Source organism: Glutamicibacter sp. 363 (assembly GCF_052379505.1).
Lineage (GTDB): Bacteria > Actinomycetota > Actinomycetes > Actinomycetales > Micrococcaceae > Glutamicibacter.
Window position 1 is genome coordinate 1 of sequence record NZ_JBQSYR010000028.1, and the last position, 24338, is coordinate 24338.

The 24338-nt window shown below is 56.8% G+C and carries 14 protein-coding genes and 1 pseudogene; 12 read left to right on the forward strand and 3 right to left on the reverse strand.

Translation table 11 applies throughout. The features are described from left to right. Positions 1-1647 precede the first annotated feature (1647 nt). A complete protein-coding gene (locus ACT3UA_RS15470) occupies positions 1648-2109 on the reverse strand; it encodes a hypothetical protein (protein ID WP_444617200.1) in 462 nt (153 codons plus the stop codon). 117 nt (positions 2110-2226) lie between these two features. On the opposite strand from ACT3UA_RS15470, the gene ilvD reads away from it, so the two are divergent. The 4 genes from ilvD to ilvC all read left to right on the forward strand — a co-directional run bounded on the left by ilvD (position 2227) and on the right by ilvC (position 7728). Next, positions 2227-3930 (forward strand): dihydroxy-acid dehydratase, encoded by a 1704-nt coding sequence (ilvD, locus tag ACT3UA_RS15475; protein ID WP_444617202.1) that lies wholly within the window; start codon positions 2227-2229, stop codon positions 3928-3930. Between the two features lie 287 nt (positions 3931-4217). Beyond that, a complete protein-coding gene (locus ACT3UA_RS15480) occupies positions 4218-6101 on the forward strand; it encodes an acetolactate synthase large subunit (RefSeq protein ID WP_096288633.1) in 1884 nt (627 codons plus the stop codon). A gap of 3 nt (positions 6102-6104) precedes the next feature. Then, complete coding sequence (ilvN, locus tag ACT3UA_RS15485; RefSeq protein ID WP_096288635.1) at positions 6105-6623, forward strand: acetolactate synthase small subunit; 519 nt, start codon at positions 6105-6107, stop codon at positions 6621-6623. A gap of 82 nt (positions 6624-6705) precedes the next feature. Then, positions 6706-7728 carry a ketol-acid reductoisomerase gene (gene ilvC / locus ACT3UA_RS15490; protein WP_444617255.1) on the forward strand — a complete coding sequence of 341 codons (1023 nt, stop codon included), beginning with the start codon at positions 6706-6708 and terminating at the stop codon, positions 7726-7728. 626 nt (positions 7729-8354) lie between these two features. On the opposite strand, the gene ACT3UA_RS15495 is transcribed toward ilvC, so the two are convergent. Beyond that, the gene (locus tag ACT3UA_RS15495; RefSeq protein ID WP_444617205.1) at positions 8355-8957 is read right to left on the reverse strand and encodes a hypothetical protein; all 603 of its coding nucleotides are present in this window, start codon (positions 8955-8957) and stop codon (positions 8355-8357) included. A gap of 190 nt (positions 8958-9147) precedes the next feature. On the opposite strand from ACT3UA_RS15495, the gene ACT3UA_RS15500 reads away from it, so the two are divergent. Then, a complete protein-coding gene (locus tag ACT3UA_RS15500) occupies positions 9148-9621 on the forward strand; it encodes a hypothetical protein (RefSeq protein ID WP_444617207.1) in 474 nt (157 codons plus the stop codon). Between the two features lie 39 nt (positions 9622-9660). Further along, positions 9661-9951, forward strand: a complete 291-nt coding sequence (locus tag ACT3UA_RS15505; protein ID WP_444617209.1) for a hypothetical protein — start codon at positions 9661-9663, stop codon at positions 9949-9951. A gap of 167 nt (positions 9952-10118) precedes the next feature. On the opposite strand, the pseudogene ACT3UA_RS15510 reads toward ACT3UA_RS15505, so the two are convergent. Continuing rightward, positions 10119-11318: pseudogene (locus tag ACT3UA_RS15510) on the reverse strand (IS4 family transposase). A gap of 217 nt (positions 11319-11535) precedes the next feature. Here ACT3UA_RS15510 and ACT3UA_RS15515 point away from each other — a divergent pair. The 6 genes from ACT3UA_RS15515 (at position 11536) to ACT3UA_RS15540 (ending at position 24263) form a co-directional block, all read left to right on the forward strand. Continuing rightward, positions 11536-13824, forward strand: coding sequence for a helix-turn-helix transcriptional regulator (locus ACT3UA_RS15515; protein ID WP_444617211.1), 2289 nt, complete (start codon positions 11536-11538; stop codon positions 13822-13824). After that, positions 13793-16363 carry a LuxR C-terminal-related transcriptional regulator gene (locus tag ACT3UA_RS15520; protein WP_444617213.1) on the forward strand — a complete coding sequence of 857 codons (2571 nt, stop codon included), beginning with the start codon at positions 13793-13795 and terminating at the stop codon, positions 16361-16363. Before ACT3UA_RS15515 ends, ACT3UA_RS15520 begins: the two co-directional genes overlap by 32 nt. A 419-nt stretch (positions 16364-16782) precedes the next feature. Beyond that, positions 16783-18261: a sugar transferase gene (locus ACT3UA_RS15525; protein ID WP_444617215.1), complete on the forward strand. Its 1479-nt coding sequence runs from the start codon at positions 16783-16785 to the stop codon at positions 18259-18261. Positions 18262-18291: 30 nt separating this feature from the next. After that, positions 18292-18759: an adenylyltransferase/cytidyltransferase family protein gene (locus tag ACT3UA_RS15530; RefSeq protein ID WP_444617217.1), complete on the forward strand. Its 468-nt coding sequence runs from the start codon at positions 18292-18294 to the stop codon at positions 18757-18759. 348 nt (positions 18760-19107) lie between these two features. Then, positions 19108-19752 carry a hypothetical protein gene (locus ACT3UA_RS15535; protein ID WP_444617219.1) on the forward strand — a complete coding sequence of 215 codons (645 nt, stop codon included), beginning with the start codon at positions 19108-19110 and terminating at the stop codon, positions 19750-19752. Between the two features lie 2 nt (positions 19753-19754). Next, positions 19755-24263 (forward strand): fibrinogen-like YCDxxxxGGGW domain-containing protein, encoded by a 4509-nt coding sequence (locus tag ACT3UA_RS15540; protein WP_444617221.1) that lies wholly within the window; start codon positions 19755-19757, stop codon positions 24261-24263. Positions 24264-24338: the final 75 nt, after the last annotated feature.

Genomic DNA, 24338 nt, shown 5'->3' on the forward strand with positions numbered 1-24338 from the left:
GGTGACCCGGCCAGAACTGATATCGCCCGGTGGCAGAATGCGGATTTAAAATCAACAAGTCGAGTACCCCCAAGGTACGTAAATCAGGCCCAGAACTGACGAACCTTTGCGAGTGCAGGTAACGCTCCCCAGCGAAACCTCGTCGATCATACTTATGGCCGACTAATCCAACAATACGTTGACATCGGAAATAGGTGAAAAGTATCACGTCGTGTTTCAGAAACTATTTACGGATGTGTTTTCACATCTTGGATGTATTCTCAACAAAAATAAACTTGGCATACATTCTTACGTCCAGTGGGCACTGAAGGCTTGGTTTCGAGCGCACTGCAGTTGGGGTCTAAGCACTGACATTATTTCCTGGAGCTCGGCACAGAAAAGCTCAAAGTAAGAAAACATGACTTGACCGTGGCAAGGTTTGTTTTCCATGCCATACGGTGTTTGCACATCGAGTTCGACTGGGGAAGACCAGCACACAGCCTGGATACGTTCCAGAATTGACCGCGGAGCGGTCATCACTAAACGGCGCATGTACGCAAGATAGTAGTTGAAGCGTCATCTTTGAAGTATGCGTTTAACGTGGGGTTAACCCCACATTCCTTTCATCGCTATGGGGTTTTCTATATTCCCCGTCGGATGCACTAGCCAACTTGACATGCACCAGTTCAAGCTTGTTTCAGGACGGACCGACAGTTTGCTGGGCAGGTGTCAACTCACTGTGCACTTTTGGGGGAGTACAGAGGAAACGTTGCGCTGGCCCTGCGCCTGTTCGAAGGAAAGTGGGAGCACCGTAGTATTCTGAACGGTATATTGGAGACTTCTTGGGGAAGCGTGATGACCGTACTTAATATTCGAGGCAAACTCGGTCTGTCGGAGGTTGTTGATACCGGAGACTCGCCGCAAGAATTTGTAGGCGAGAATCCGCGTATTGACAACAAATTTGAATACGACATCGCAGTGATCGGGTTGGGGCCCGTCGGAGTGCGGACGCTTCACAATCAGTGCATCTCCAAAGAGCGGGTGCTTGGTTTTGATGCCTCTGAGTCCCGACTCGCTGAGCTGTCCCGCGGGTCCATGGGCTTATCGTTGCTCGAAAACAAGAGGACGCCCACGCGATGGACGAGCAGCTGCTGACGCTGACTGCCGAGCCGGAAGAATTTGCTAAAGCTGCAGCGCTGATCAGGTGGCGCAGCATTGTGCGCGTGTGCTCGCAGATGCCGGAAAAGTGACGTCCGATTCCAAGGTGCTGGTCATCGGTTTATCCCCTCAACCAGACACCGTGGATCAAGTGGGTTCTCCTGCGCTGCAGATCATGGATTTGCTGCTCAAATCCGGAGCCGACGTTGGATTCCCTGATTGCCACTTTGCCGGACCCATCACTTGAGGAGAAGCCCAGGTTCCGGGTTATCCAAACCCGCGTGACTTCGGCGCAGATCTGATTCTTTTACACACCCTGCACAGCGATGCCGAGACTGTGATTGATGGGACCTGCGGGGCCAAGGGAGTGCTGAACCGAGTACCGCCTTAGCTTGGTTCAGTTCGAGTATGGCTTCGGCGGTGCGGTGATCTCCGCCTGAACACCGAAATGGCGCAACGACCAGAGGTCGTTGCGCCACATCGGTAAATGCAGTGAAAAAAGAACGTCGCTTAAACGAAGCTTTCGGTACCCTCGATGGTATTCATGAAGTGATCCATGAAATCAGCGAAATCCCGCGCATCAATCTGCTGGTCGATGACCGCGCCAACGCTGACCGCATCATCAATATGCACGTCGATACTCGGGGTTCCGGGGATAGCAAAGCGGAAGACGCGTCCTGTGGACGTGGCAACTTCGTAACCGCCATCGCTGAGCAACGCCAGCTGATTCACGTTGGTGTTGTTGATGGTGATGGCCGCTTCTGACGCGGACAGATCCGTTGAAGAAACCGGTGCGAGGACTAGTTCCGCCGGCTGACGCCGATATCCAATGACCTTCAAGCCTCCCGAACCGGCGATGCCGGTACCTGCCACCAGGTTATAGCTGGCGAAGTTCGGGATCTGCGAGTCAAAGGCCTCATGGAGGAGGCGCTTGACGTGGTCGGTAGGATTTTCGTCCGGGCGTGAGTCCATAAGTTCCACTCTACCGACTTTGATGGACAAAATGATCGGTCTCCTCGCATAGCGAAATATGTCATTGTCGCGTCATGGGTTGTCCAATTGGTCATATTGACTACTAGAATCTCAAATATGAGCCAGGAGACTACCCCAGACATCAAACCACGTTCCCGTGTGGTCACCGATGGTATCCATGCGGCCCCCGCACGCGGCATGCTGCGCGCGGTCGGCATGGGAGACGACGACTTCGTCAAACCGCAAATCGGCATCGCCAGTTCGTGGAATGAAATCACCCCGTGCAACCTCTCGCTGAACCGGCTGGCGCAAGGCGCCAAGGAAGGCGTGCACTCCGGTGGCGGCTTCCCGATGCAGTTCGGCACCATCTCCGTTTCGGACGGCATTTCCATGGGCCACGAGGGCATGCACTTCTCGCTGGTTTCCCGCGAAGTGATTGCCGACTCGGTCGAGACCGTCATGATGGCCGAGCGTCTGGATGGCTCGGTGCTCCTGGCCGGCTGCGATAAGTCGCTGCCCGGCATGCTGATGGCTGCCGCCCGGCTGAACCTCTCCTCGGTGTTCCTCTACGCCGGCTCGATCATGCCCGGCTGGGTCAAGCTGGAGGACGGCACCGAAAAGGACGTCACCCTCATTGACGCCTTCGAAGCCGTGGGCGCCTGCGCCGCCGGCAAGATGAGCGAAGAAGACCTGGGCCGCATCGAACGGGCCATCTGCCCGGGCGAAGGCGCCTGCGGCGGCATGTACACCGCGAACACCATGGCCTCCATCGGCGAGGCACTGGGCATGTCCCTGCCGGGCTCGGCGGCCCCGCCTTCGGCCGACCGCCGCCGCGACATGTTCGCGCACAAGTCCGGCGAGGCGGTGGTGGAACTGCTGCGCAAGGGCATCCGCGCCCGCGACATCCTGACCAAGAAGGCCTTCGAGAACGCCATCGCCGTCACCATGGCCTTCGGCGGCTCCACCAACGCGGTGCTCCACCTGCTGGCCATTGCCCGCGAAGCCGAGGTCGAACTGACCCTGAGCGACTTCAACCGCATCGGCGACAAGGTGCCGCACCTGGCGGACCTGAAGCCCTTCGGCCGCTACGTGATGAACGACCTGGACCGCATCGGCGGGGTGCCGGTGGTCATGAAGGCGCTGCTGGATGCCGGCTTGCTGCACGGTGACTGCCTGACCGTCACCGGCAAGACCATGGCGGAGAACCTCGAGCACATTGCCCCACCGGATCCAGATGGCAAGATCCTGCGGGCCATGGACAACCCGATCCACAAGACCGGCGGGGTGACCGTGTTGCACGGTTCGCTGGCCCCGGAAGGCGCTGTGGTGAAGTCCGCCGGCTTCGACGCGGACGTCTTCGAGGGCACCGCGCGCGTCTTCGAACGCGAGCAGAGCGCCATCGAAGCGCTCGACGCTGGCAAGATCCAGGCCGGCGACGTAGTGGTCATCCGCTACGAAGGCCCCAAGGGCGGTCCGGGAATGCGCGAGATGCTCGCCATCACCGGCGCCATCAAGGGTGCGGGCCTGGGCAAGGACGTATTGCTGCTCACCGATGGCCGCTTCTCCGGGGGCACCACCGGGCTGTGCATCGGGCACGTGGCCCCCGAAGCCGTGGACGGCGGGCCCATCGCCTTCGTCCAGGACGGGGACAAGATCCGCGTGGATATCGAGGCGCGCAGCTTCGACCTGCTGGTTGAGCCTGCCGAGCTGGAAGCCCGCAAGGTCGGCTGGGAGCCGCTGCCTGCCAAGTTCACCACCGGTGTGCTGGCCAAGTACGCGAAGCTGGTCAACTCGGCGTCGACCGGCGCCTACTGTGGCTAGCCAAGAGCCACTATGATCCATTGGTTGGACGCAAAAGCGTCCAACCAATGGACATCCATCTCGTATAATGAGATACAAGGGGTTTCTAGTTGCTCTTTACCTCCCGGTGGAGAAAACTAGAGATATGCAAACAACCTCCGAGGTTCTACTAGTTATCAGGCGCGAAGCCTGAAGCGTTGTCCACCAGGACAGAACGTCGGTAACGCGCCAGCCCCCTTTCGTCAATAGTGACGGCCGCGGGGCGTTTTTTATGCGCAAACGAAGAGATAGATCAGGAAAGGATCCCGATGAGCAACGTAACACCAGCCAATCCGGCCTCGGTTGCGAAATCAATTAATCGATCAAAGGATGCCGCCACCGCTGTCTCTTCCGTCGTGGAAGCTTCGAACCCGGTACAGGGTCCGAATACTATCGTCGCTGCCACAAAGATGACGGGGTCACAAGCCATCGTCCGCTCACTGGAAGAACTGGGCGTCAAGGACGTCTTCGGATTACCAGGCGGGGCCATCCTTCCCACCTATGATCCACTGATGGATTCGACCAAGATTAATCACATCTTGGTCCGCCACGAACAGGGTGCTGGCCATGCCGCACAGGGTTACGCCATGGTTTCCGGAGAAGTCGGCGTGTGCATCGCCACCTCCGGTCCGGGCGCCACCAACCTCGTCACCGCGCTAGCCGATGCCAATATGGACTCGGTGCCGATGGTGGCAATCACCGGCCAGGTGCACAGCGCCTTCATCGGCTCGGACGCATTCCAGGAAGCCGACATTGTCGGCATCACCATGCCGATTACCAAGCATGCCTTCCTGGTGACCGACCCGGAAGAAATCCCGCGGGTGATGGCAAGCGCCTTCTACCTCGCGCAGACCGGCCGCCCCGGTCCGGTGCTGGTGGATATCACCAAGGATGCCCAGCAGGGAGACATGACCTTCTCCTGGCCGCCGAAGGTGGACCTGCCCGGCTACCGAGTGGTCACCAAGGGACACAACAAGCAGCTGCGCGAAGCGGCGAAACTGATCGCCGGCGCCAGCCGCCCGGTGCTCTACGTCGGCGGCGGCGTGATCAAGGCCAACGCGCATGAGGAACTGAAGGCCTTCGCCGAGTTCATCAACGCCCCGGTGGTCACCACGCTCACCGCGCGCGGCGCCTTCCCGGATTCGCACACCCAGCACGTGGGCATGCCGGGCATGCACGGCGCGGTCTCAGCCGTCACCGCATTGCAGCAGGCCGACCTGCTGATCACCCTGGGCGCGCGCTTCGATGACCGCGTCACCGGCGTGCTCTCCTCCTTCGCACCCAACGCGAAGGTGATCCACGCGGATATCGACCCGGCCGAAATCTCGAAGAACCGCACCGCGGACGTGCCGATTGTCGGCTCGCTGGATGAAATCATCCCGCAGCTGCAGGAGGCGTGCACCACGCGCTTCGAAGCGGACCCGCCGCAGGATCTGACCAGCTGGTGGGGCCTGCTCAACCGGCTGCGCGAAACCTACCCGATTGGCTACACCGAAACCCATGACGGGCTTTCCGCGCCGCAGAACGTCATCGAGCGCATCGGCGCGCTGACCGGCCCCGAGGGCGTCTACGTGGCGGGCGTTGGCCAGCACCAGATGTGGGCGGCGCAGTTCGTGAAGTACGAGCGCCCGCGCTCCTGGCTGAACTCCGCCGGCCTGGGCACCATGGGCTACTCGGTACCCGCGGCCATGGGCGCCAAGGTCGCCCAGCCGGACCGTGTGGTGTGGGCCATCGACGGGGACGGCTGCTTCCAGATGACCAACCAGGAGTTGGCCACCTGCGTAATCAACCAGATCCCCATCAAGGTCGCCATCATCAACAACTCCTCGCTGGGCATGGTCCGCCAGTGGCAGACGCTGTTCTACGAATCGCGCTACTCCAACACCGATTTGAACACCGGCCACGGCACCGCACGGGTCCCGGACTTCGTGAAGCTTGCCGATGCCTATGGCTGCGTGGGTCTGCGTTGCGAACGCGACGAAGACATCGATGCCACCATCCAGCAGGCACTTGCAATCAATGACCGCCCAGTGGTGATCGACTTCGTGGTCTCCGCGGACTCCATGGTGTGGCCAATGGTGCCCTCCGGAGTGAGCAATGACCAGATCCAGTTTGCCAAGGGCATGACCCCAGAGTGGGAAGAGGAGGACTAGAACATGGCAAAGCATACGTTGTCGGTACTCGTCGAAGACGTTCCCGGCGTACTCACCCGAGTAGCCAGCCTTTTCGCCCGCCGTGCGTTCAACATTCACTCGCTCGCGGTGGGTCCCACCGAAATCGAGGGAATCAGCCGCATGACCGTGGTGGTGGACGCCGAAGGGGACTCCCTGGAGCAGGTCACCAAACAGCTGAACAAGCTGATCAACGTCATCAAGATCGTCGAGCTGCTGCCGGAAACCTCGGTGCAGCGCGACCACATCATGGTCAAGGTACGCGCAGATGCGGCAACCCGCCTGCAGGTTACCCAGGCCGCCGAGCTCTTCCGCGCCTCCGTCATCGACGTGGCTCAGGACTCGCTGGTCATCGAGGCCACCGGCAATGCCGGGAAGATCGATGCGCTGCTGGCGGTGCTCGAACCCTTCGGCATCCGCGAGATCGTCCAGGCCGGTACCCTAGCGGTAGGACGCGGCGCCAAGTCGATGTCGGACAGGGCACTGAAAACCCTCTCCGCCTAAACGGCACCACGCAAAATTACCGAACTTTCAATAACAAACTTCTTATTCGAAGAAAACCTAAGGAGCAATCACAGTGGCTGATATGTACTACGAAGACGACGCCGACCTCTCAATCATCCAGGGTCGCAAGGTAGCCGTCATTGGCTACGGCTCCCAGGGCCACGCACACGCACTGAGCCTGCGCGACTCCGGCGTGGACGTCACCGTCGGCCTGGCCGAGGGCTCCAAGTCCCGCGCCAAGGTCGAGGCCGAAGGCCTGAAGGTCGCCACCGTGGCCGAGGCAGCCAAGTGGGCAGACGTCATCATGATCCTGACCCCGGACCAGGTCCAGGCCCAGGTCTACGCAGAGTCGATCGCCGAGCACCTCGAAGAGGGCAACGCCCTGTTCTTCGGCCACGGCTTCAACATCCGCTTCGGCTTCATCCAGCCACCAGCCAACGTTGACGTGGCCCTGGTAGCTCCGAAGGCACCGGGCCACACCGTACGCCGCGAATTCGAAGCAGGCCGCGGCATTCCCGACCTGATCGCAGTGGAGCAGAACTTCACCGGCGGCGCCAAGGAACTGGCACTGTCCTACGCAGCGGGCATCGGCGGCACCCGTGCCGGCGTCATCGAGACCACCTTCACCGAAGAGACCGAAACCGACCTGTTCGGCGAGCAGGCCGTGCTTTGCGGTGGCACCTCGCAGCTGGTCCAGTACGGCTTCGAAGTTCTCACCGAAGCCGGCTACAAGCCAGAGATCGCCTACTTCGAGGTGCTCCACGAGCTGAAGCTGATCGTCGACCTGATGTGGGAAGGCGGCATCGCCAAGCAGCGCTGGTCGATCTCCGACACCGCAGAGTACGGCGACTACGTCTCCGGCCCACGCGTGATCACCCCAGAGGTGAAGGAAAACATGAAGGCTGTGCTGGCCGATATCCAGTCCGGCGCCTTCGCCACCCGCTTCATGGAAGACCAGAAGGCCGGTGCCCCGGAATTCAAGGCACTGCGCAAGAAGGGCGAAGAGCACCCAATCGAGACCACCGGCCGCGAACTGCGCTCGCTGTTCTCCTGGATCTCCGATTCCTCTGCGGATGACTACGTGGATGGTTCCGTAGCTCGCTAAGCTTCGGTTACTCACGTAATCAGCATTGAACAAAAGCGAACCAGGCTGCTTCCGGACGGAAGCAGCCTGGTTCGTTTCATGTCACGCGTGCAATTCCGTCGCTACGGAGCCTGCTGCAAGATCTTCGAATCCCGGTAGCCGGCCTTCCGAGCATCGGCGGCGGTCTTGAGCATTCTTCGGGCTTCGTGATGTTGTAGAAGCGCTGACCCGTGACGTGGTACTTCTACTCGTTCTTGCTGCCGGTGCGGCTTCCCTTCACCGGGAAGCCAGCGGGACAACTGATGGTTTTCCCGTTCCTCTTCACCCACATTTTGGTGGAAGACTTTTTGCCAGCAAGGTCTGAGGCTTCTTGACGTTCAAGTCTTGCCCTTGAGCTGGTACTTCACCGAACGGTTGACCTTTTAAGTTCCAGCAGCAAGCTTGACCGACTTCTCGTTCTTAGCCACCAGCTTCTTGCCCTGGGCCACGCTCAAAAGTCCGGACTTGATCTTCACCATTTTCGCCTTGAAATAGGCTTAACGGTGCTTTTGTTACCCGCTTGATGGGATACCAGCATGCTGGATTCCCATAGTCCACGGCGCCGTACAAGAAAGGAAAGATTCAGAAGAACGGCTCAAGGAAATACTCTATTCGGGTTTCCACACCCCGCAACCCCACGTTTGGAAGGTTTCTCCATCATTTAATTGGACGCCGGAATGTGCGCCATCAGTGAGCCCATTTTTGACTAGGTCAGCTGGAGCGTTGCCACCGCTGAATATCGCCCAATAACAAGACGAACCGGTCGCTTCACGGGAATAGTAAGTACCTGCTTCGAAATCTTCGCCTATGTGCCATGACCCATCTTCTAGTGCAGATGGATCAATGAGAGGTACCACAGGCGGATCCTTGTCTACTATGGAAAATTCACCGGGCGGAATTGGAATCACCCCGATTGGTTCGTGCTCCACAATCGATTTGGCGTCCTCCTTATATCCTTCGATAATGGATTCGCTAAGATCGTTTAACGATCTGAGTTCGGTATTATCTTGGACAAGGGAATTTTGGTGAGACATCAGATTTGAAATGTACTCAATTTGGCCCTTCGCTCCAACGTTAGCTCCAAGGATGAAAGCTGCGCAGGAGAAAGCGATTGCAAGGACGAATAAGAGAATGCCTATGAATCTCCGCCGGCCAGGTCGAACGTTATCGTTTCGGTTGGCTTGCTCCCCATGCATCTTCTGATCCACCATTTGTGCCCCCAAAAACAGCAATCGAGTCGTGTCTCATAGTGCCTGATGCAATGAGATATGTCTATCACTTGCGTTGACTCGTAATAAACCTCCGGCAGGGATACTACGTTGCGTCACAAGAAAACCTCCGCCAAAGTACTTCTTGCTTCTTGGGCTCTGCGGGTATCTGCTCAGCAGCATGGGACTGACAATGAGCGCACGCAAACAAGTCACCAAACAAGTCACCAAACAAGTCACCAAACAACTCGCGAACAGCTCATACCGACTCGGCGATAAAGCCGGGAAAACACGGATCCTGAATGAACTGGTCGAAATCACCGGCTGGCACCGCGACTACGCCCGCTGCGCCCTGCGAGAAGCACTGAAACCTGCCAAACCACGGATCGCCAGAGCAGGCCGGAAACCGACCTACCCGGCCGACCTGCAACCGGGCCTGATCCTATGCAGGGCCGTCCTGCGTGGGCCAGCGTCGAAACTGCTGACGGCTTCCATGCCGTTTCTGGTGCCGATGCTGCGCGCCGAGAAGGCACTGGACGTCACTGACGAGCAAGCCGCGCTGCTGATCAAGATGAGCGCGTCAACCATCGACCGGAGCCTGGCTAACGAGCATCGGAAGATGATCCTTCATGGCAGGTCCCATACCAAGCCTGGCTCGCTGCTCTAGTCCCAAATTCCTATTCGCACGTGGGCTGAATGGGATGACGTGGTCCCCGGATTTGTCGAGATTGATTTGGTGGGACATGAAGGCGGCAACAGCCACGGCGAATTCTGCTTCACCCTGACCGTCACCGATATCAGCACCGGTTGGACGGTGAACCGGTCGGTGCGCAATAAGGCGCAGAAGCACGTGTTCGAAGCATTGCTGCATGTCATGGAGGTCTTCCCATTTCCGGTCATTGGAATCGACCGTGAAGAAGCTGAGGAAAAGTTCCGGAAAGCCCCGAAACCCGGGACAAAACCGGCATCTATGTGCTTAGCGTTTTCCCCGGCTTAATCACGGCTAACCCCAATGCCGTTTACTTAACAGGTTTCGGAACTTGCTTCAACAACCAACCAGACATCTTACGCTTCACCACCCGCGGACACGCCCGGCCCCGACGCTCCGGCAACAGCTCATGCAGCAGCTCCGAACAGAACACAGCGAACTGCTGCCGCAGATTTTCAGGGGGAAAAACCGGGCTGCCCGGCCATGGAGCGCCGCGCAGCCGGTAGCGTACGAGTAAAGGAAACCCTCAAGGGATCCTCGCCGAACTCAAAGGCAACCTCGCCAATCAACGTACGCAACGCGTAGTGAGTGCAAAGATATCCATAGATTTCCTGCAACACCCCTCAGGAGTTTTCGAACGCAGCACCACCGAAGGACCTCGCTGATGGGTTTTCATTTCCTTGAAGCACAACTCGATCTCCCACCGCTTCGCGTAGGCCTCGGCAAGCTCCTGTGCACTGGCCACACCCGGATCCAGCAGCGTGGTGAGCAACCGGAATTCGCTGGCCTCGGCACCATTGCTGACCGTGTATTCCACCACGCGCACCGGCACCGGATCCACCTTGTTCCGGCGTTGCTTCGTTCCCTCGTACACGGCCGAAATATACGAGCCGTCCTCCAGTTCCTCCAGCATCGGAAGAACCATGTTCCCGCGCACCCGCCACAGCAATTGGGCCCCGGTTGCGGCACTGTATTTGAAAGATCGGTAGCTGAAGAATCCGCGGTCCGCCATCAGCAGCATGCTCGGATCAAACTTGTGCTGCAATCCCAGATACATGTCGTTTTCCGACGTGGAATACGGGCCGGTCACCGCGCCGATGATGGCGTGCGTGCCGCACTCCACCAGCCCCAGGATCCGCGCCTGCGAGTAGGCGCTTTTTAACTTGGTATTCGTTTCCGGCCGCCCGTAGGCCTGCTCGTTGGCGGGAGTGTCTGCGATATCCGTTGTGGTCCAGTCCACGCTGACCAGGCGCAAGCCCGCGAGGAATCCTCGCCGCGTTTGAGGGCCGAAAGGCTTAGCGGCCTGGTCGAACAGCTCGATCATCACCTCGGATCCCAGACGAGTGCGGGCTTTGAAAATTGCTGCTTTGGTGGGCATGGTCCATTGGCTGGTTCGGTGCGAAATCCACTGGAGCCCACCGAGCAAGCTGCGCATGACTTCCTCGTAGGAGGCCGCAGCATGCAAGGTCAGGGCCATCACGTAGTTACACCATCATCCACGAGAGCAGCAGACGTGAGCGTTGCTCGCCAGCAGCCACCTTGGCGATCACCTCGTTAATCAGCGACGGAGGGAAGACCTTCGCGAGGACGCCTAGAGAGGCGTGGTCTGAAAGTCGTTCTGTTCTTTCGGGTTTCACCCATCCGCTGCGTGCCATGAGTAAAGATTGACACATCAGGGAGCTAAGTAAACGGCATTGGGGCTAGTTGTGTATTTTGCGTAGTGGACCGAAACCGGGCAGTTCTGAACAAGTCACGTATTCGTATTATTATCCAAACCGTGTATTTGGCGTAGAGAATGAGTTATATTCAGATAGATAATGCGTAGTCGGCCACTTTGGGGGTGACTGACTACTCAGATCCGTAGGGGGACGGGTGGAAAAAATTTTGGGGATTTTTTCTGCTGGAGTAGGGAACTTCAGCAATGTAGATATCGGCGTGCCTGAGCACGCAACCATGGAAATGGCGAGCGCAATTCGAGTCGCGCGTCATCGTTTGACAGATGTTTTGCGTCGACGCAGCGACGCCGCAATTGTGGTGTCCGGAAAGCCTGGCGTTGGGAAACGAGCGCTTGTTTCCGATGTGCTCGAAGAACTCGGACTCCTTGAGACAAGCTTCAGCGTTGTCGGAACCCGCTTCGCGAAAAAAATCGATTATGGAGCTATTCAGTATTTGGTAGCTTCGCTGAGCCCCGAAGCTGAACAAACCAGCAGCGGAGTCTACAGCGAGGTACGCAAACTATTTAGTGAGGCCCCGCAACGTAGTCTCATTCTCGTGGAGAACGCACATTTGCTGGACCAGAAGACTGCGACGGTCCTTTGCCAGTTGGTGCTTACCGGCGATATCCGCCTGCTCATCATGGACGACCAATTAGTGGAACTGCAGACGTCTTTGTCTAGTCTGTTGCTGTCGCCGGCCGTTTCGAGCATCGAAATTCCGGTCATGTCGATGCTTGAAATCCGGCAGGTGCTCTCAGACATCACTGGGGCAAGACCCTCGAGCCTGCTCGTAGGGTCGCTCATGGCTCTCACTAGAGGAAGCAGAGAGCTATTCGACGTTGTGATCCGATACAACATTGGGCTGCACCGTATTTTAGTATCCGATGGATATCTTGTTCTCGGTGAACAGGGCCTATCTATGGCCGGTCCTGTCGTTGAGACCGCGCGCCAAAGAATGCAGGAGCTAACGACGGATCAACGCACCACACTTGCTTGGGTCAAGGCAAACGGTGGACGAAAAATAGCCGAAATCCGTGAGGCAAAGCTAGACCATGTAGATGCACTCATCCTCTTGGGATGGCTGGAAATGGATACCGATAATTCAGGAGTGATACCTTCTGCATTAACTTTCATCGCCATGCCTGAATGCCAAGAACAGTCCCCGGCTCCGGTTGCAACGGCAACCGATACTGGCGCGCAATCATCTTTGGAATATTGGAATGATGAAACCAAGCGCCGCATCTTCCAAGGACAACCCGAGAGCGCATTAGAAGCCTTGACCTCGCTGGTGAAGGAGTCAACTGGCCACGGCACCGAACCAGCAGATAACTGTTTCGAGTACCTCATGGCGGCCTTCACAGGAGCGATCGCCATACAACGTGGCGATCATGAATTGTCAGATAGAACGACGGCTGTACTCATGGCTCTTTTCGATGGGTCCACAGATCATAGATGTGACTCAGCAACTGAGACCTGCATACGTCATTGCCATGACCTCTTGGTGTTCGCTCTTCTGCAGTCGGGCCGTTGGAATGAAGCCCTGAGCGTGATACAAGTAAACGAAAATGCTCTCGATCCGGAAAGTTTCAGCTTTGGGCAAAGTATCAAGGCGATGCTGAAAATTTTGGGAGGAACGAGGTCGGGAGAACCCATGGAAGAGCTCCGTTCTCTGGCCCGGCAGACGGATGTCTGGGGTAGTTCAAGACCTTTTGCCCTCGGAATGAGTGCCTTTGACCTAAACGTGTTATCCAACCGCTCGGATTCCGGACATTTACCTTTCCCCCTGGATGGCTGGATTTTCCTAGCTCACGCATTGTCGCCAAACGGGGATGCTGGCAAGGAAGAATGCCACGATTTGTTCTTGAGCATCTCAGTGCTGGCCGATCGGCAGCACCAGCGAATCTTGAGCCTTACTAGCTTGCTCTGTTCGCTTCGCGCCGGGAATGCCTCGGCTGCCAATGAACTGATCCGGATGACCGATGGAGACAGCACCGACTGGGGAGAGGCGGCTCGTGAGGTCGCATTGGGAGTAGAGGGAAAAGTGCCCAGACAGGTACTTTCAGGAATTATGCGCCTCATTAATCTTGGTTTCGGTGGATTGGTGTCTGAACAAAAAAATCTGGTCAATTCAATGTTAAGTGTCCGGGATCGTCGGAACATTCTCAGAATGGCACTAGCTACGGATCATCTTGAGAATGCGGGGGACCTGGCTGAATTCGATTTGAGGTCCCTACTCACACCGAGAGAACGGCTGGTGGCCCTATCCGCCGCGAACGGTCAATCCAATCTTCAAATTGCGCACCGCACCGGTATTTCAGTGCGTACGGTTGAGGGGCATCTGTACCAGGTATATAACAAGCTGGAAGTCTCAGGCCGACAGGATTTAACAGCTTTGGTGGCGAAAATTAAAGGCGATGAAGGTAGCAATGTCGAATACAGGTCTTGAACCTGAGATGCGGATCAATGAGCTGAAACAGCTGAAGCGCTGGCTGTTCGAGGGCGGGGTATCGAAGATGTTCGTCTCAGGACCTCCTGGAAGCGGAAGGTCCGGACTGCTACGTTCCTTGAAAGAATCATATCCAGGGACCGTAGTACACCTGGTGTGTACGGAAACGCTTGAGAAAGAACCGCTGTCCACGCTAGCGCCGTTGTATTCAGGCAGCGGGACAACCCCCGATGTGACATCGGCATTGCGAGCTTCGATGACCGCGCTCAAGGTGTTGGCAGCATCATCCGGTGTGGAGGTCAGGCCCCTGGTAGTCATTGTTGACGCGGAGTATCTCGATGAATCTTCCGCGTTTGTCATGGGCCAGCTCGCCGAATCTCAAGTTGCAAACCTGTTGCTGTTCAGTTCTGATCTGCTTGACGAACGTGAAGAATTCGCAGCCTTAGGATCCAAGGACACCATGAAGACACTGGTGCTCGAGCCGCTGAAACGTTCCGAGATTTTGCAGCTTTGCCAAGAACGGCTTGGAAGCCACATTGATCATGGCGTTGCTTTTGCGGTGCATCGGCAATCTGCTGGGAATATGTTCCTGGCAAAACTTTACTTGCACCATGCACTGGGCCAGAGGCAATTGCGTAAGCGAGGCGAAACCTGGCACTTGAACAAGATCGAGTTGCGATCTGATGCTGGTCTTGATCGTGCCATACGCAGCTTCCATGGTCGTCAGAACCCAGCGGCCCAGACCGCGCTTGAGTATCTGGCCCTTGCAGGCCAGCTACCGGTGCAGCAGTTTTTAGATCTCCAATCTCTGCAGGAACATGAACTAGAGGACGCTGATTTATTTGCAGTGAAAGAGGGCAAAGTCCGGATTGCGAGTCCCCTGTATATGGAGGTGCTGGCTAGAACCATAGTTATTCGCCGTAGGCAAAAAATATTAGCCGACATAACAGGTGCAATGACTCAAAACACCGAGGACATCAATGCCCAGCTGGTGCTGACCTCTCTGGAACAAGGCATCGCATTAGACGGCGAAACCATAGTTGAAGCTACTCGAACCGCTATTGAAGCGGCCCAGTACACGTTGGCAAGAAAAATCTTCTGGCTACTGGGACCGGAAGCCGAGGGCCCGGCAACTATCCTAAATCATCTCCGTGCGCTAATTGGCGATTTCCAGCTGCAACCGGCCGTATCCCTTCTGAAGAGGGCTCTCGAACACGAGTGGCTCAAACCTGATGCGACCGAAGTGCACCAAGTCGTATCTGCGATTCACTGGGCTTCGATTCGCTACGGCCTCCCGATATCGTCATCGGTTCCAACATCCGAACTGTTACATGAGTTCTATGAGCCAGTTCTGAGCGAGTACCTTCAAAAGCCCCTCGACGTAGTGCCTGGCACACACGGCGGATGGACCGATCTCCACTGGGCCCGCTACCTGAATGATCTTTCAGAATCATGGCGGAAAGGAGAAATGAACTCGACAATGTCACTTGCATCCCACGGTTGCATGAGAACTTTCGTGCCGATCGATGCCTACAGGCTGGCAGAGCTTGTGCTGAGGATGCGAGCAGTGATCTTCAGCGGAGACTTCCTGCAGGCAGAATCCCTTCTTGGAGCCTTCCAATCCGTGTCGGACGAAGCCTCTTTACGGGCGCAGGGGACTTTGAACTACCTCCGTGGGTACCTGTACGCTCAACAAGGGAAATACACACTTTCGTTTGAGTACTTACAGCGCGCCACTAGGTCATTGTCCCTGCAGGATCCAGAACGATTGCAATCATCATCTACCAGTCTCCTCCAGATCATCGTAAATATTCTGGGAGTAAAGTGCCAAATAGACGCTGAAGCGCAGGCTTCAATCATTGATGACGGCGACCATTCATCGCCCGTGGGAATTTCTCAGGTTAACGTGGCGAAGATGCTTGCGGAAGTCATCGGCGCACACACTGCCGACATGGACTCCATAGCGGAACTAACTATGCAGATTGAATCACTGGAGTCCATCCCGGTGAAATGGGAATCGGCCTTGCTGCTTTGGCGATCCGACATTTCCGGCACGACGACGTTTTGGTTCGACCGCTTGGTAAAAAACGGCACACCTTCGGCGCCCGGCTCGCGTATAGGGAGAATCGCCCAACTATCGAAGGCCGTTGTCAACGCTGAGCACGAGCAGCTGATGCGCCTCGCTCAGGAATTCGAAAGAGCCGGCGACTATCCAAACGCCGTAGAAGCATTAGCCAGAGTTGCAGGTCTGGAATTGTCAGTCATCACGCCCTCAGGCCGGGGGCTAGCGGTCATGCGAATGCATGGCCTGATGGAGAAGCATAAAATCCAGGTTTGGGGTTACGCAGGCATGGTCCTGCAGAATGTTGGTCTGAGTGAACGAGAACTGGAGATCGTGAGGCTTCTGCGACGGGGGATGAGCAACATGGAAATTGCGGAAAACCTGACACTATCCAGACGAACAGTTGAGGGGCATTTATTTAGAGTTTTCGGCAAGCTGGGGATCAAACGTCGAAAGGAACTCATGCTCAATTGGTAGAACGGACTATCTTTCAGTGCTCATCGGCGTCCGGAAAATTATGAGAAGTATGCACAGAGCAGAACGGGGGCCGAAAATCTCTGTGATGGATTTTGCGTACTCTGGCACTTCTCGCCAAAGCGAGTATGTCTCACGTACCGACACAGGTAGTTAATTCTCGAAGTGAGTATTCTTCGTCAAACGCGAGGTGAACACCTATGGATATCGAGTGTGGGGATACTCGTGCGCTATCTTCGGCAACTCCCTAAGGTGAAAAACAAGGTAGCGAGTGGGGACTTGCTATCTTGTTCAATGCATTTCGAGTGGTCAAACGTCCTTGGGGGACTCCTGCGGTAGTTCAAGCCGTGTCTTCCCTGTGGTCTTGATCCTCAGCTGAAGATGGGGGAATCTTCGTGACGCAGTTGCACGAAACTTGGGGCATGCCTGAAAAACTTTCGCCGGCACAACTACAAGTTAAAACTAATAGTTCGCAGGGGACTACGCATACCGGTAATCCTGAAGCGTATGCAGGGGTGAAATGGCGTAAGGGCTTTACACGTTATCTGATCTCTTCAGATGTGTTCATAGTATTTACAACTTTGCTTGCATTTGGGATCTTGCAAGAATCAACATCAGGCACTCGTGAGATCTGGATTTTATGCGCTGTGGGCTTGCTGTGGGTCACCGTTATGGAATTACGCCGAACGCGTGCTCCGCGGATCTTGGGAAGCGGCGCAAAAGAATATCGCTCAGTCGTGGAGTCTTCAGCGGTCGCTGGCGGAATTATTGCTTTTGCCGCAATGAGCATGAATGCTATCGAATACCGTGAACTTGTTCTTGTTGCAATGCCTATCGGAATTCTGGCGCTGCTGGTCTCCCGCTGGGGTGCGCGGCGTTGGCTGTATCACCAGGCTGTATTGGGAAAGGCTTTATCTCACGTTGTAGTGGTCGGATCCGTTGCAGACGTGAAATATGTGATGCGTCAAATCAATTCGAATGCAGGACCTGCATACCGAATTGTTGGCATAGTGACCACAGACTATTCATGGAATGAATCGATCCCAAGCGGAATGTCGTGTCGCTTCGGCGTGGAAACGATTGAAGAAGCGATTGCCTCAGCAGGAGCTGACGCCGTCATAGTCGCTGGACAGTTAAATGATGGACCAGAAGCATTGAAAGAACTTTGCTGGCTGCTGGAGGAGTCAAGAACTCAAATCATCATGGTCTCTTCACTGACCAATGTGGCTGGCCCGAGAATCAGCATCCGACCGGTGGATGGGCTTCCGCTCATGCATGTCGACCTGCCCAATTTCAGCGGCGGGCACCACGTGATCAAACGATTACTGGACATTATTCTGTCTGCAAGCGCCTTGATTGTGCTGCTGCCTGTTTTTGCAGTCCTCGCGGTGCTTATCAAGAAGGATTCGCCGGGGCCGACGTTCTTCGTTCAAAAACGAGTCGGCGTTAACGGCAATACATTCAGAATGTTCAAATTTCGTTCCATGCATAGCAATGCCGAAGAGCTCCTTGACCAGTTGCAAAGTCAGAGCGAGGGCAGCGGGCTTCTATTTAAAATGAAGGATGATCCGCGGGTCACCCAAGTCGGCCGGTGGATTCGGAAATATTCCCTTGATGAGCTTCCGCAAATTTTCAACGTGCTGCGTGGAGATATGTCGCTCGTTGGACCTCGCCCCCCGCTTCCTAAAGAAGTGCAAGCCTACGAAGGGCACGTCGGACGCAGGCTCTACATCAAGCCCGGGCTAACCGGCCTGTGGCAGGTCAGCGGACGTTCAGATTTGGACTGGGAAGAGGGCGTGCGCCTTGACCTGTACTACGTCGAAAACTGGTCGCTGACGGGGGACATCATGATCATGTGGCGGACCTTCAAAGTGATGCTCAATCCAGTCGGCGCGTACTAGCGTAGCGATCTTAACCTAAGGAGAAATGCAATGGTGCGAATCGGTTACGCTGCAGGTGCTTTTGACCTCTTCCACGTAGGACATCTTAATCTCTTACGCCAGGCACGATCACGCTGCGATTATCTGATTGCGGGTGTGGTGTCCGACGAAATGCTCGAACTGACCAAGGGAAAACAACCGGTAATTCCGCAAGCTGAACGATTGGAAATCGTGGAGAACGTCGGGATTGTCGATGCTGCGGTTCTGGAGACAGTCCCAGACAAGCTCGAAACATGGGAAAAGGTCGGCTTCAACGTATTTTTCAAAGGCGATGACTGGCGCGGCACACCCAAAGGGCTGGACCTGGAGCTGAGGTTCGGCCATGTGGGAGTCGTGGTGGAGTATTTTCCATACACCGTTCATACATCTTCGACGATGCTCCGTCAGGCTCTGGTGGTCCTGGGCAGTAACAATTCTCGACACGATGCCAAAGCTGTACAAGCCAATGATGCTAGGTAATCGTGCAAAGTCTGGTGTCGTTAGTGGAACCGATTCAGGCATAGCCATCACTGACATCGAATGTGACTGGGGTCGTCGGCGGTCGATTCAGATTAAGCCCTGTTTCGAACCCCCAGCCGTCGGCGGCCCCTTGCCCTTAGCAAAAAAATTCCGGGACTCCAACTAGCGGCGGCCGAATGATAAAAATCTGCGTCCATCTGATTCCCGCAACGTTAAATTCGGGATTGTGAAAGCGAGAAGAACTAGCTTCCTTCTTGCAAATAGTCGTTAGGTCACTTACTGGGGGAACTGGTTGAAATGAAGAGTCGAATATTAGGCGGAATCGAAAGACGCGCCTCCAGAAGGGGCATGCGTGTTGTTCTTTCGGTCTCGATGGTCGCGATTCTGTGCGCGGGCTGCACCGGAGGCAGCGGCAAGAACGCATCCGAAGGGCCGGATCCAAGCAGCGATTTGGTCAAAGAGCAGCAGGATACGGAAAACAAGGAACTCGCCGAAGACCTTGAACCGCTGCAGATCGAGGCACCGGAGTCTGGCAAACTTGGAACGCCAAAGGATGCAGTTCAAAACGCGCAGAGCGCCGTCGAATCGGTGGTCAACGTCGCGCAGCAGATTGCGGTGCGCGGGGACGGGCAGTCCAAAGGCATCGACCAAGTGGCCGACGGCTTCGTCAAAGGCCAGCTTGAAGCGCTCGCCGCGGAACGCTGGCAGCTGGGCGTACGCCAGGTAGGTGAGGCGAAGGTTGTCTCCGTCGAGACGAAGAACGTGGACCTGAAGGCGAAGGTGCCTTCCATGGACCTGCTCGTCTGTCTGGATCTGAGCGGTATTGACGTCGTTGACGAAAATGGCAACTCATTCGAAGGACTGCTCTATCAGCCGGACGTACCCGTGCTCAATACCTATGGAGCCATTTTTGTTGATGGCCAGTGGAAGATTTCCACGCATAATATTCCAGAAGATTCTACCTGCGGCGACGTATCCAGTAAGGATGACTGATCATGTCAATCGCGACTCGCACCAAACCAGTTCAGTTGTCGGAAATTCCGTGGACGGTGAAAACATGGATCGTAGCCGTCCTGACCTTGGCACTGATCGCGACAATGAGTTTTCTCGCTCCGATTCCCGTTGCCACTGCCGATGAACAACCCGCAGCACCGGTCATTGACGGCATGAGCCAGTCCACTGCCGCGGCTTCATGCTGGGAGATCAAGCAGAACAACGCCGAGGCTGCCGACGGCATCTACTGGATTCTCACTCCCGAGTTGAAGGCGCCGCAGCAGTTCTACTGCGATCAGAGCACCGATGGCGGCGGATGGGTGCTGGTTGGGCGAGGACGTCAAGGGTGGCAGACCTACGTCGATGGAAGATATTCCTCGCGGGTGTCGAATCCGGTCGACGGCAGCGAGGCATTCGACGTCGCGCAGCTTCCAATCAACACCGTTGACGGCCTGCTGAACAATGGCCGTGTCGACGCACTGGATGACGGCATCCGCCTGCGCCGGGCTTCGAATGACACTGGTACGCAGTGGCAGGAAAGCCGCTTCAAGCCCGCCCGGTGGGGCGCGTGGGCGTGGACTTTTCCCTCCGAGTGGCCTGTAGGCAGCTACAGCTTTGGCAACAGCAATGGCAACGGCGGCACCACCAACAATTTTGGCAACAATAATGCCTACAACTCGGTGAATACCAAGAGATCATCAAATACCGGTTGGGTCTGGGGATTTGCCTATGGCGGTCAGGTGACGGGTAATAACAATGCCAGCACCTACCTGTGGGCCAACGTTAATGGCAGGGGCAACGCGGTTCCCTTCACCCAGATGTACCTGCGTCCCAAGTTAATCAGCTCGGAAATTGAATATCAGACGATAGAGGACTCGGGTACGGCAAAAATTGAACAGCAACCGCTGGCCGAGTCCACGTCAATGACCACCGCGTGGGGCGTGAACGGCCTGGGCAATGGCACCGGCGGCGAATTGAACACCGAAGTCCAGGCCTTTGCTCAGGTGGGGGACCGCGTATTCGTCGGTGGTAATTTCCGCTACGTGCAGACCAACCGTTCCGGTGCGAACCGGGTTGAACAGCGATTTATCGCCGCATTTGATGTGAATACCGGGCAATACATTTCATCCTTTACCCCAGAACTGAATAATCCGGTGAAGACCATGAAAGCGATGCCCGACGGCCGGTTAGCTATTGGCGGGCAATTCTCGACCGTCAACGGCACGCAGCAACCGGCACTGGCATTCATTGATCCGAACAGCGGCGAACTCAACGGCGATCAAGTTGTTGTTGAAAACCGTAACGCAGGTGGCATGGGGACCATTCGGAATCTTGACGTGCAAGATGATTATCTGTATCTCGCCGGCTCCTTCACCCACCTGACGAAGAAGGGTGCGACCGGCAGCGCCAGCGCATGGAACGGCGGCCGCGTCAAGATTTCCAACGGGACCCCGGATGGCAACTGGAATCCACTGTTTAATGGAACTTCCGTGGGGTTGGATGCCTCTGGCGACAACCCGAGAACCTACTTTTCTGGCTTCTTCAGGATGTCCGGCAGCACCAGCACTGTCTCGGCCGCGGCGATCTCTACGGAAGCGGGCGCTTCGGTGATTGAACCGGTGTGGAATCCAACTTTCAGCCGGACACTGAATGACAATCTGTGGCAATACGCCATCGGTGAGGCCGACGGGCGGGTTTGGCTGGGGGGCTCCGAACACAGCATGTTCAGCTACAGCACCGAGGATTTCTCCCTGCTCAGTGGAAACATCACGAAGAATGGCGGTGACTTCCAATATATGCACCGCGATAAAAAGGTCATGTACGCCGGCTGCCACTGTGACGACTGGGCGTTCAGCAACGCTTTTGAATGGCCGAACGTTGGCAATCAATGGACCTCTTCCGATGCTATCGGCCAGGTGGGTGCGTGGAACACCGAAACCGGGGAAATGATGCGCGACTTCTCCCCAATGGTGATAGGCCGCTCCGGCTACGGCGTGTGGGCTACCTTTACCGACTCCCTGGGACGGCTGTGGGTGGGCGGCGACTATACCGACTCCGTGCGGCTGAACACTCCGACAAGTTTCGCCAATCAGTGGTCCGGCGGCTTCATGCGCTTCGCACCTCGTGATACGAGCGCACCGAGCACTCCTACAGATCTGCAAGACCAGGCGCAGGCAACCGATACGCAGCTGTCTTGGGCTGCGAGCACCGATGACCGCAATTCGGTGACCTATGAGATTATCCGCGGTGATCGGGTTGTACAGACGACCAGTGACCGCTCCGCAACCGTGCCCAACGACGGTGCGAAGTACTTTGTGCGGGCCGCAGACGCGGCCGGAAACAGATCCGCGAGCACCGCGGCATTCATCACCGAAGCGCCTGATCCCAACGCGCTGACTCTCATTGAGCTGGGAAGCGACTGGTCCTTCAGATACGACTCGGCCGCGTGGGACAGCAACTGGAATGCCACCGAGTACGATTCGGGATCCTGGGCTTCCGGGGCCGCACCGCTGGGCCGTGGACCGGGCAGCTGGGGAACCAACATCATGCCCGAAGAACTATCGCCCATCCCGATGAGCGCGCAGTTCCGCAAGAGCATCGAGATTGAGGATGCCTCGCATGTCACCGGCGGAAAGGTCGCGGTGCGAGCCGATGATGGCGTCGTTGTGTATATCAATGGGGTTGAAATCGGCCGGCAGAACCTGCCGGAGACTACGTTGGGGCAGAACACCTACGCGACGGCCGCGCCGCGCTCGTCGAGCGCAGCGGCGAATCTGGTCGAGTTTGACGTGCCGGCGGCGGTACTGCGCGATGGAACGAACGTTGTTTCGGCGTCGGTGCAGGCCAACTATCGGTCCACCGTGGATCTGAGCTTCGATCTGCGCTTTACCGCGGTACGTGGTGAGGCCGAAGTACCAGATCCTCCGGCGACTCCGCAGCTGGTGGCAGAAGCGACGTCCGGGACCGCGGTCACGCTGTCGTGGACGCAGCCGGCCGGTGATGTTGCGGTTGAGAAGTTTGAGATCAGTCGAGACGGCGAAGTAGTGGCAGAAGTGGCCGGGGATGAGACCAGCTGGTCAGAGGATTCGCTAACCCCAGAAACCACTTACGAATACTCCATCGTTGCCGTCGGTGAGTTCGGACGTAATTCGGAGCCCGGCATAGCGTCGGTGAGCACCCCAACGGACACCTCGCTGACCTTCATCCAGGAGGGTTCGGACTGGTCTTGGAGGTACGATGCAGCAGCATGGGATCCGGACTGGCAAACCTTGGGCTACGATTCCTCAAGCTGGGCCACCGGAACCGCTGTTTTGGGACGCGGACCAGGCACCTGGGAAACAAACATAATGCCCGAGGCGCTTTCACCGATCCCGCTGAGCGCTCAATTCCGTAAAGCGGTTCAAGTGGAGGATCCAGCTGCGGTAGTTGACGCGGTAGTCACCGTGCGCGCCGACGATGGGGTAGTGGTATACGTCAATGGCGTAGAAGTTGGCCGACAAAATTTGTCCAACGCCACGCTGGGGCAGAACTCCTATGCTTCTGCGGCACCTCGCACTTCGACGGCAGCCGCTAATCCGGTTCAATTTGAGGTTCCAAGTGCGGTGCTCAGGACTGGGGAGAACATCATTGCCGCGTCGGTCCACGGAAACTATCGCGGGACTACCGATTTGAGCTTCGACTTGAGTTTCGCCGCGGCCCGCGGTGAGGCACAAATACCGGACGCTCCTGCAGCACCGCAGGTTTCGGTGGAGGCGAATTCGCCGACTACGGCAACGATCAGCTGGCTGGCTGATGAGGGAAACGTGGGGATCAGCAAGTATGTACTCAGCCGTGATGGAGAGCAGCTAGCCGAGCTCGCGGCAGATGAATTGACCTACCTTGATGAGGGGCTGAGCCCGGAGACATCCTACGAGTACACCGTGGTGGCGGTGGGCGAATTCGGGCGTAGCTCGGATGCGGGCAGCGCAACGCTGAGCACACCGGCCGATACCTCGGTGACGGTCATCGGGCTCGGTTCTACCTGGTCATGGCGGTATGACTCCGCTGCCTGGGACCCGACATGGAACACGGCCGGTTTTGATGATTCCACGTGGGCCTCAGGGGAGGCGCCACTTGGACGAGGACCTGGTACATGGGTGACGAATATCATGCCGGACGCGTTGTCGCCAGTTCCGCTCAGTGCGCAGTTTCGTCAAGTAGTGCACGTCGAAGATCCCGCTGAACTCGGATCCCCGATGATCAAAGTCCGTGCCGATGACGGCGTGGTCGTGTATATCAATGGACAGGAAGTCGGCAGGCAGAATCTGCCCACCGGCAACCTGGGCCAGAACAGTTATGCGACCGCCGCGCCGCGGGCCTCGGGAGCGGCCGCGAACCTCGTGGAATTCCAGGTTCCCGAAGACGCGCTGCTGGCAGGGGATAACACCGTCGCGGTCAGCACGCATGGCAATTACCGCGGCACCACGGATCTCAGCTTCGACTTGTCATTCACCGCGGATCTTCAAGGCTAGGTCAGCGATGAGCTGGGCAATTATCTGAGGTACGGCGCACGAGCCCGGAACCGGGAATTCCGTGGCCGGGCGCCG

Bases quoted from the DNA above. Each gene is read 5' to 3' on its own strand.
- ACT3UA_RS15525 (WP_444617215.1), top strand. From the start codon at position 16,783: ATGCCTGAAAAACTTTCGCCGGCACAACTACAAGTTAAAACTAATAGT.
- ACT3UA_RS15530 (WP_444617217.1), top strand. From the start codon at position 18,292: ATGGTGCGAATCGGTTACGCTGCAGGTGCTTTTGACCTCTTCCACGTA.
- ACT3UA_RS15500 (WP_444617207.1), top strand. From the start codon at position 9,148: ATGAGCGCACGCAAACAAGTCACCAAACAAGTCACCAAACAAGTCACC.
- ilvD (WP_444617202.1), top strand. From the start codon at position 2,227: ATGAGCCAGGAGACTACCCCAGACATCAAACCACGTTCCCGTGTGGTC.
- ilvN (WP_096288635.1), top strand. From the start codon at position 6,105: ATGGCAAAGCATACGTTGTCGGTACTCGTCGAAGACGTTCCCGGCGTA.
- ACT3UA_RS15540 (WP_444617221.1), top strand. From the start codon at position 19,755: ATGTCAATCGCGACTCGCACCAAACCAGTTCAGTTGTCGGAAATTCCG.
- ACT3UA_RS15495 (WP_444617205.1), bottom strand. From the start codon at position 8,957: ATGGTGGATCAGAAGATGCATGGGGAGCAAGCCAACCGAAACGATAAC.
- ACT3UA_RS15535 (WP_444617219.1), top strand. From the start codon at position 19,108: ATGCGTGTTGTTCTTTCGGTCTCGATGGTCGCGATTCTGTGCGCGGGC.
- ilvC (WP_444617255.1), top strand. From the start codon at position 6,706: ATGTACTACGAAGACGACGCCGACCTCTCAATCATCCAGGGTCGCAAG.
- ACT3UA_RS15520 (WP_444617213.1), top strand. From the start codon at position 13,793: ATGAAGGTAGCAATGTCGAATACAGGTCTTGAACCTGAGATGCGGATC.
- ACT3UA_RS15480 (WP_096288633.1), top strand. From the start codon at position 4,218: ATGAGCAACGTAACACCAGCCAATCCGGCCTCGGTTGCGAAATCAATT.
- ACT3UA_RS15470 (WP_444617200.1), bottom strand. From the start codon at position 2,109: ATGGACTCACGCCCGGACGAAAATCCTACCGACCACGTCAAGCGCCTC.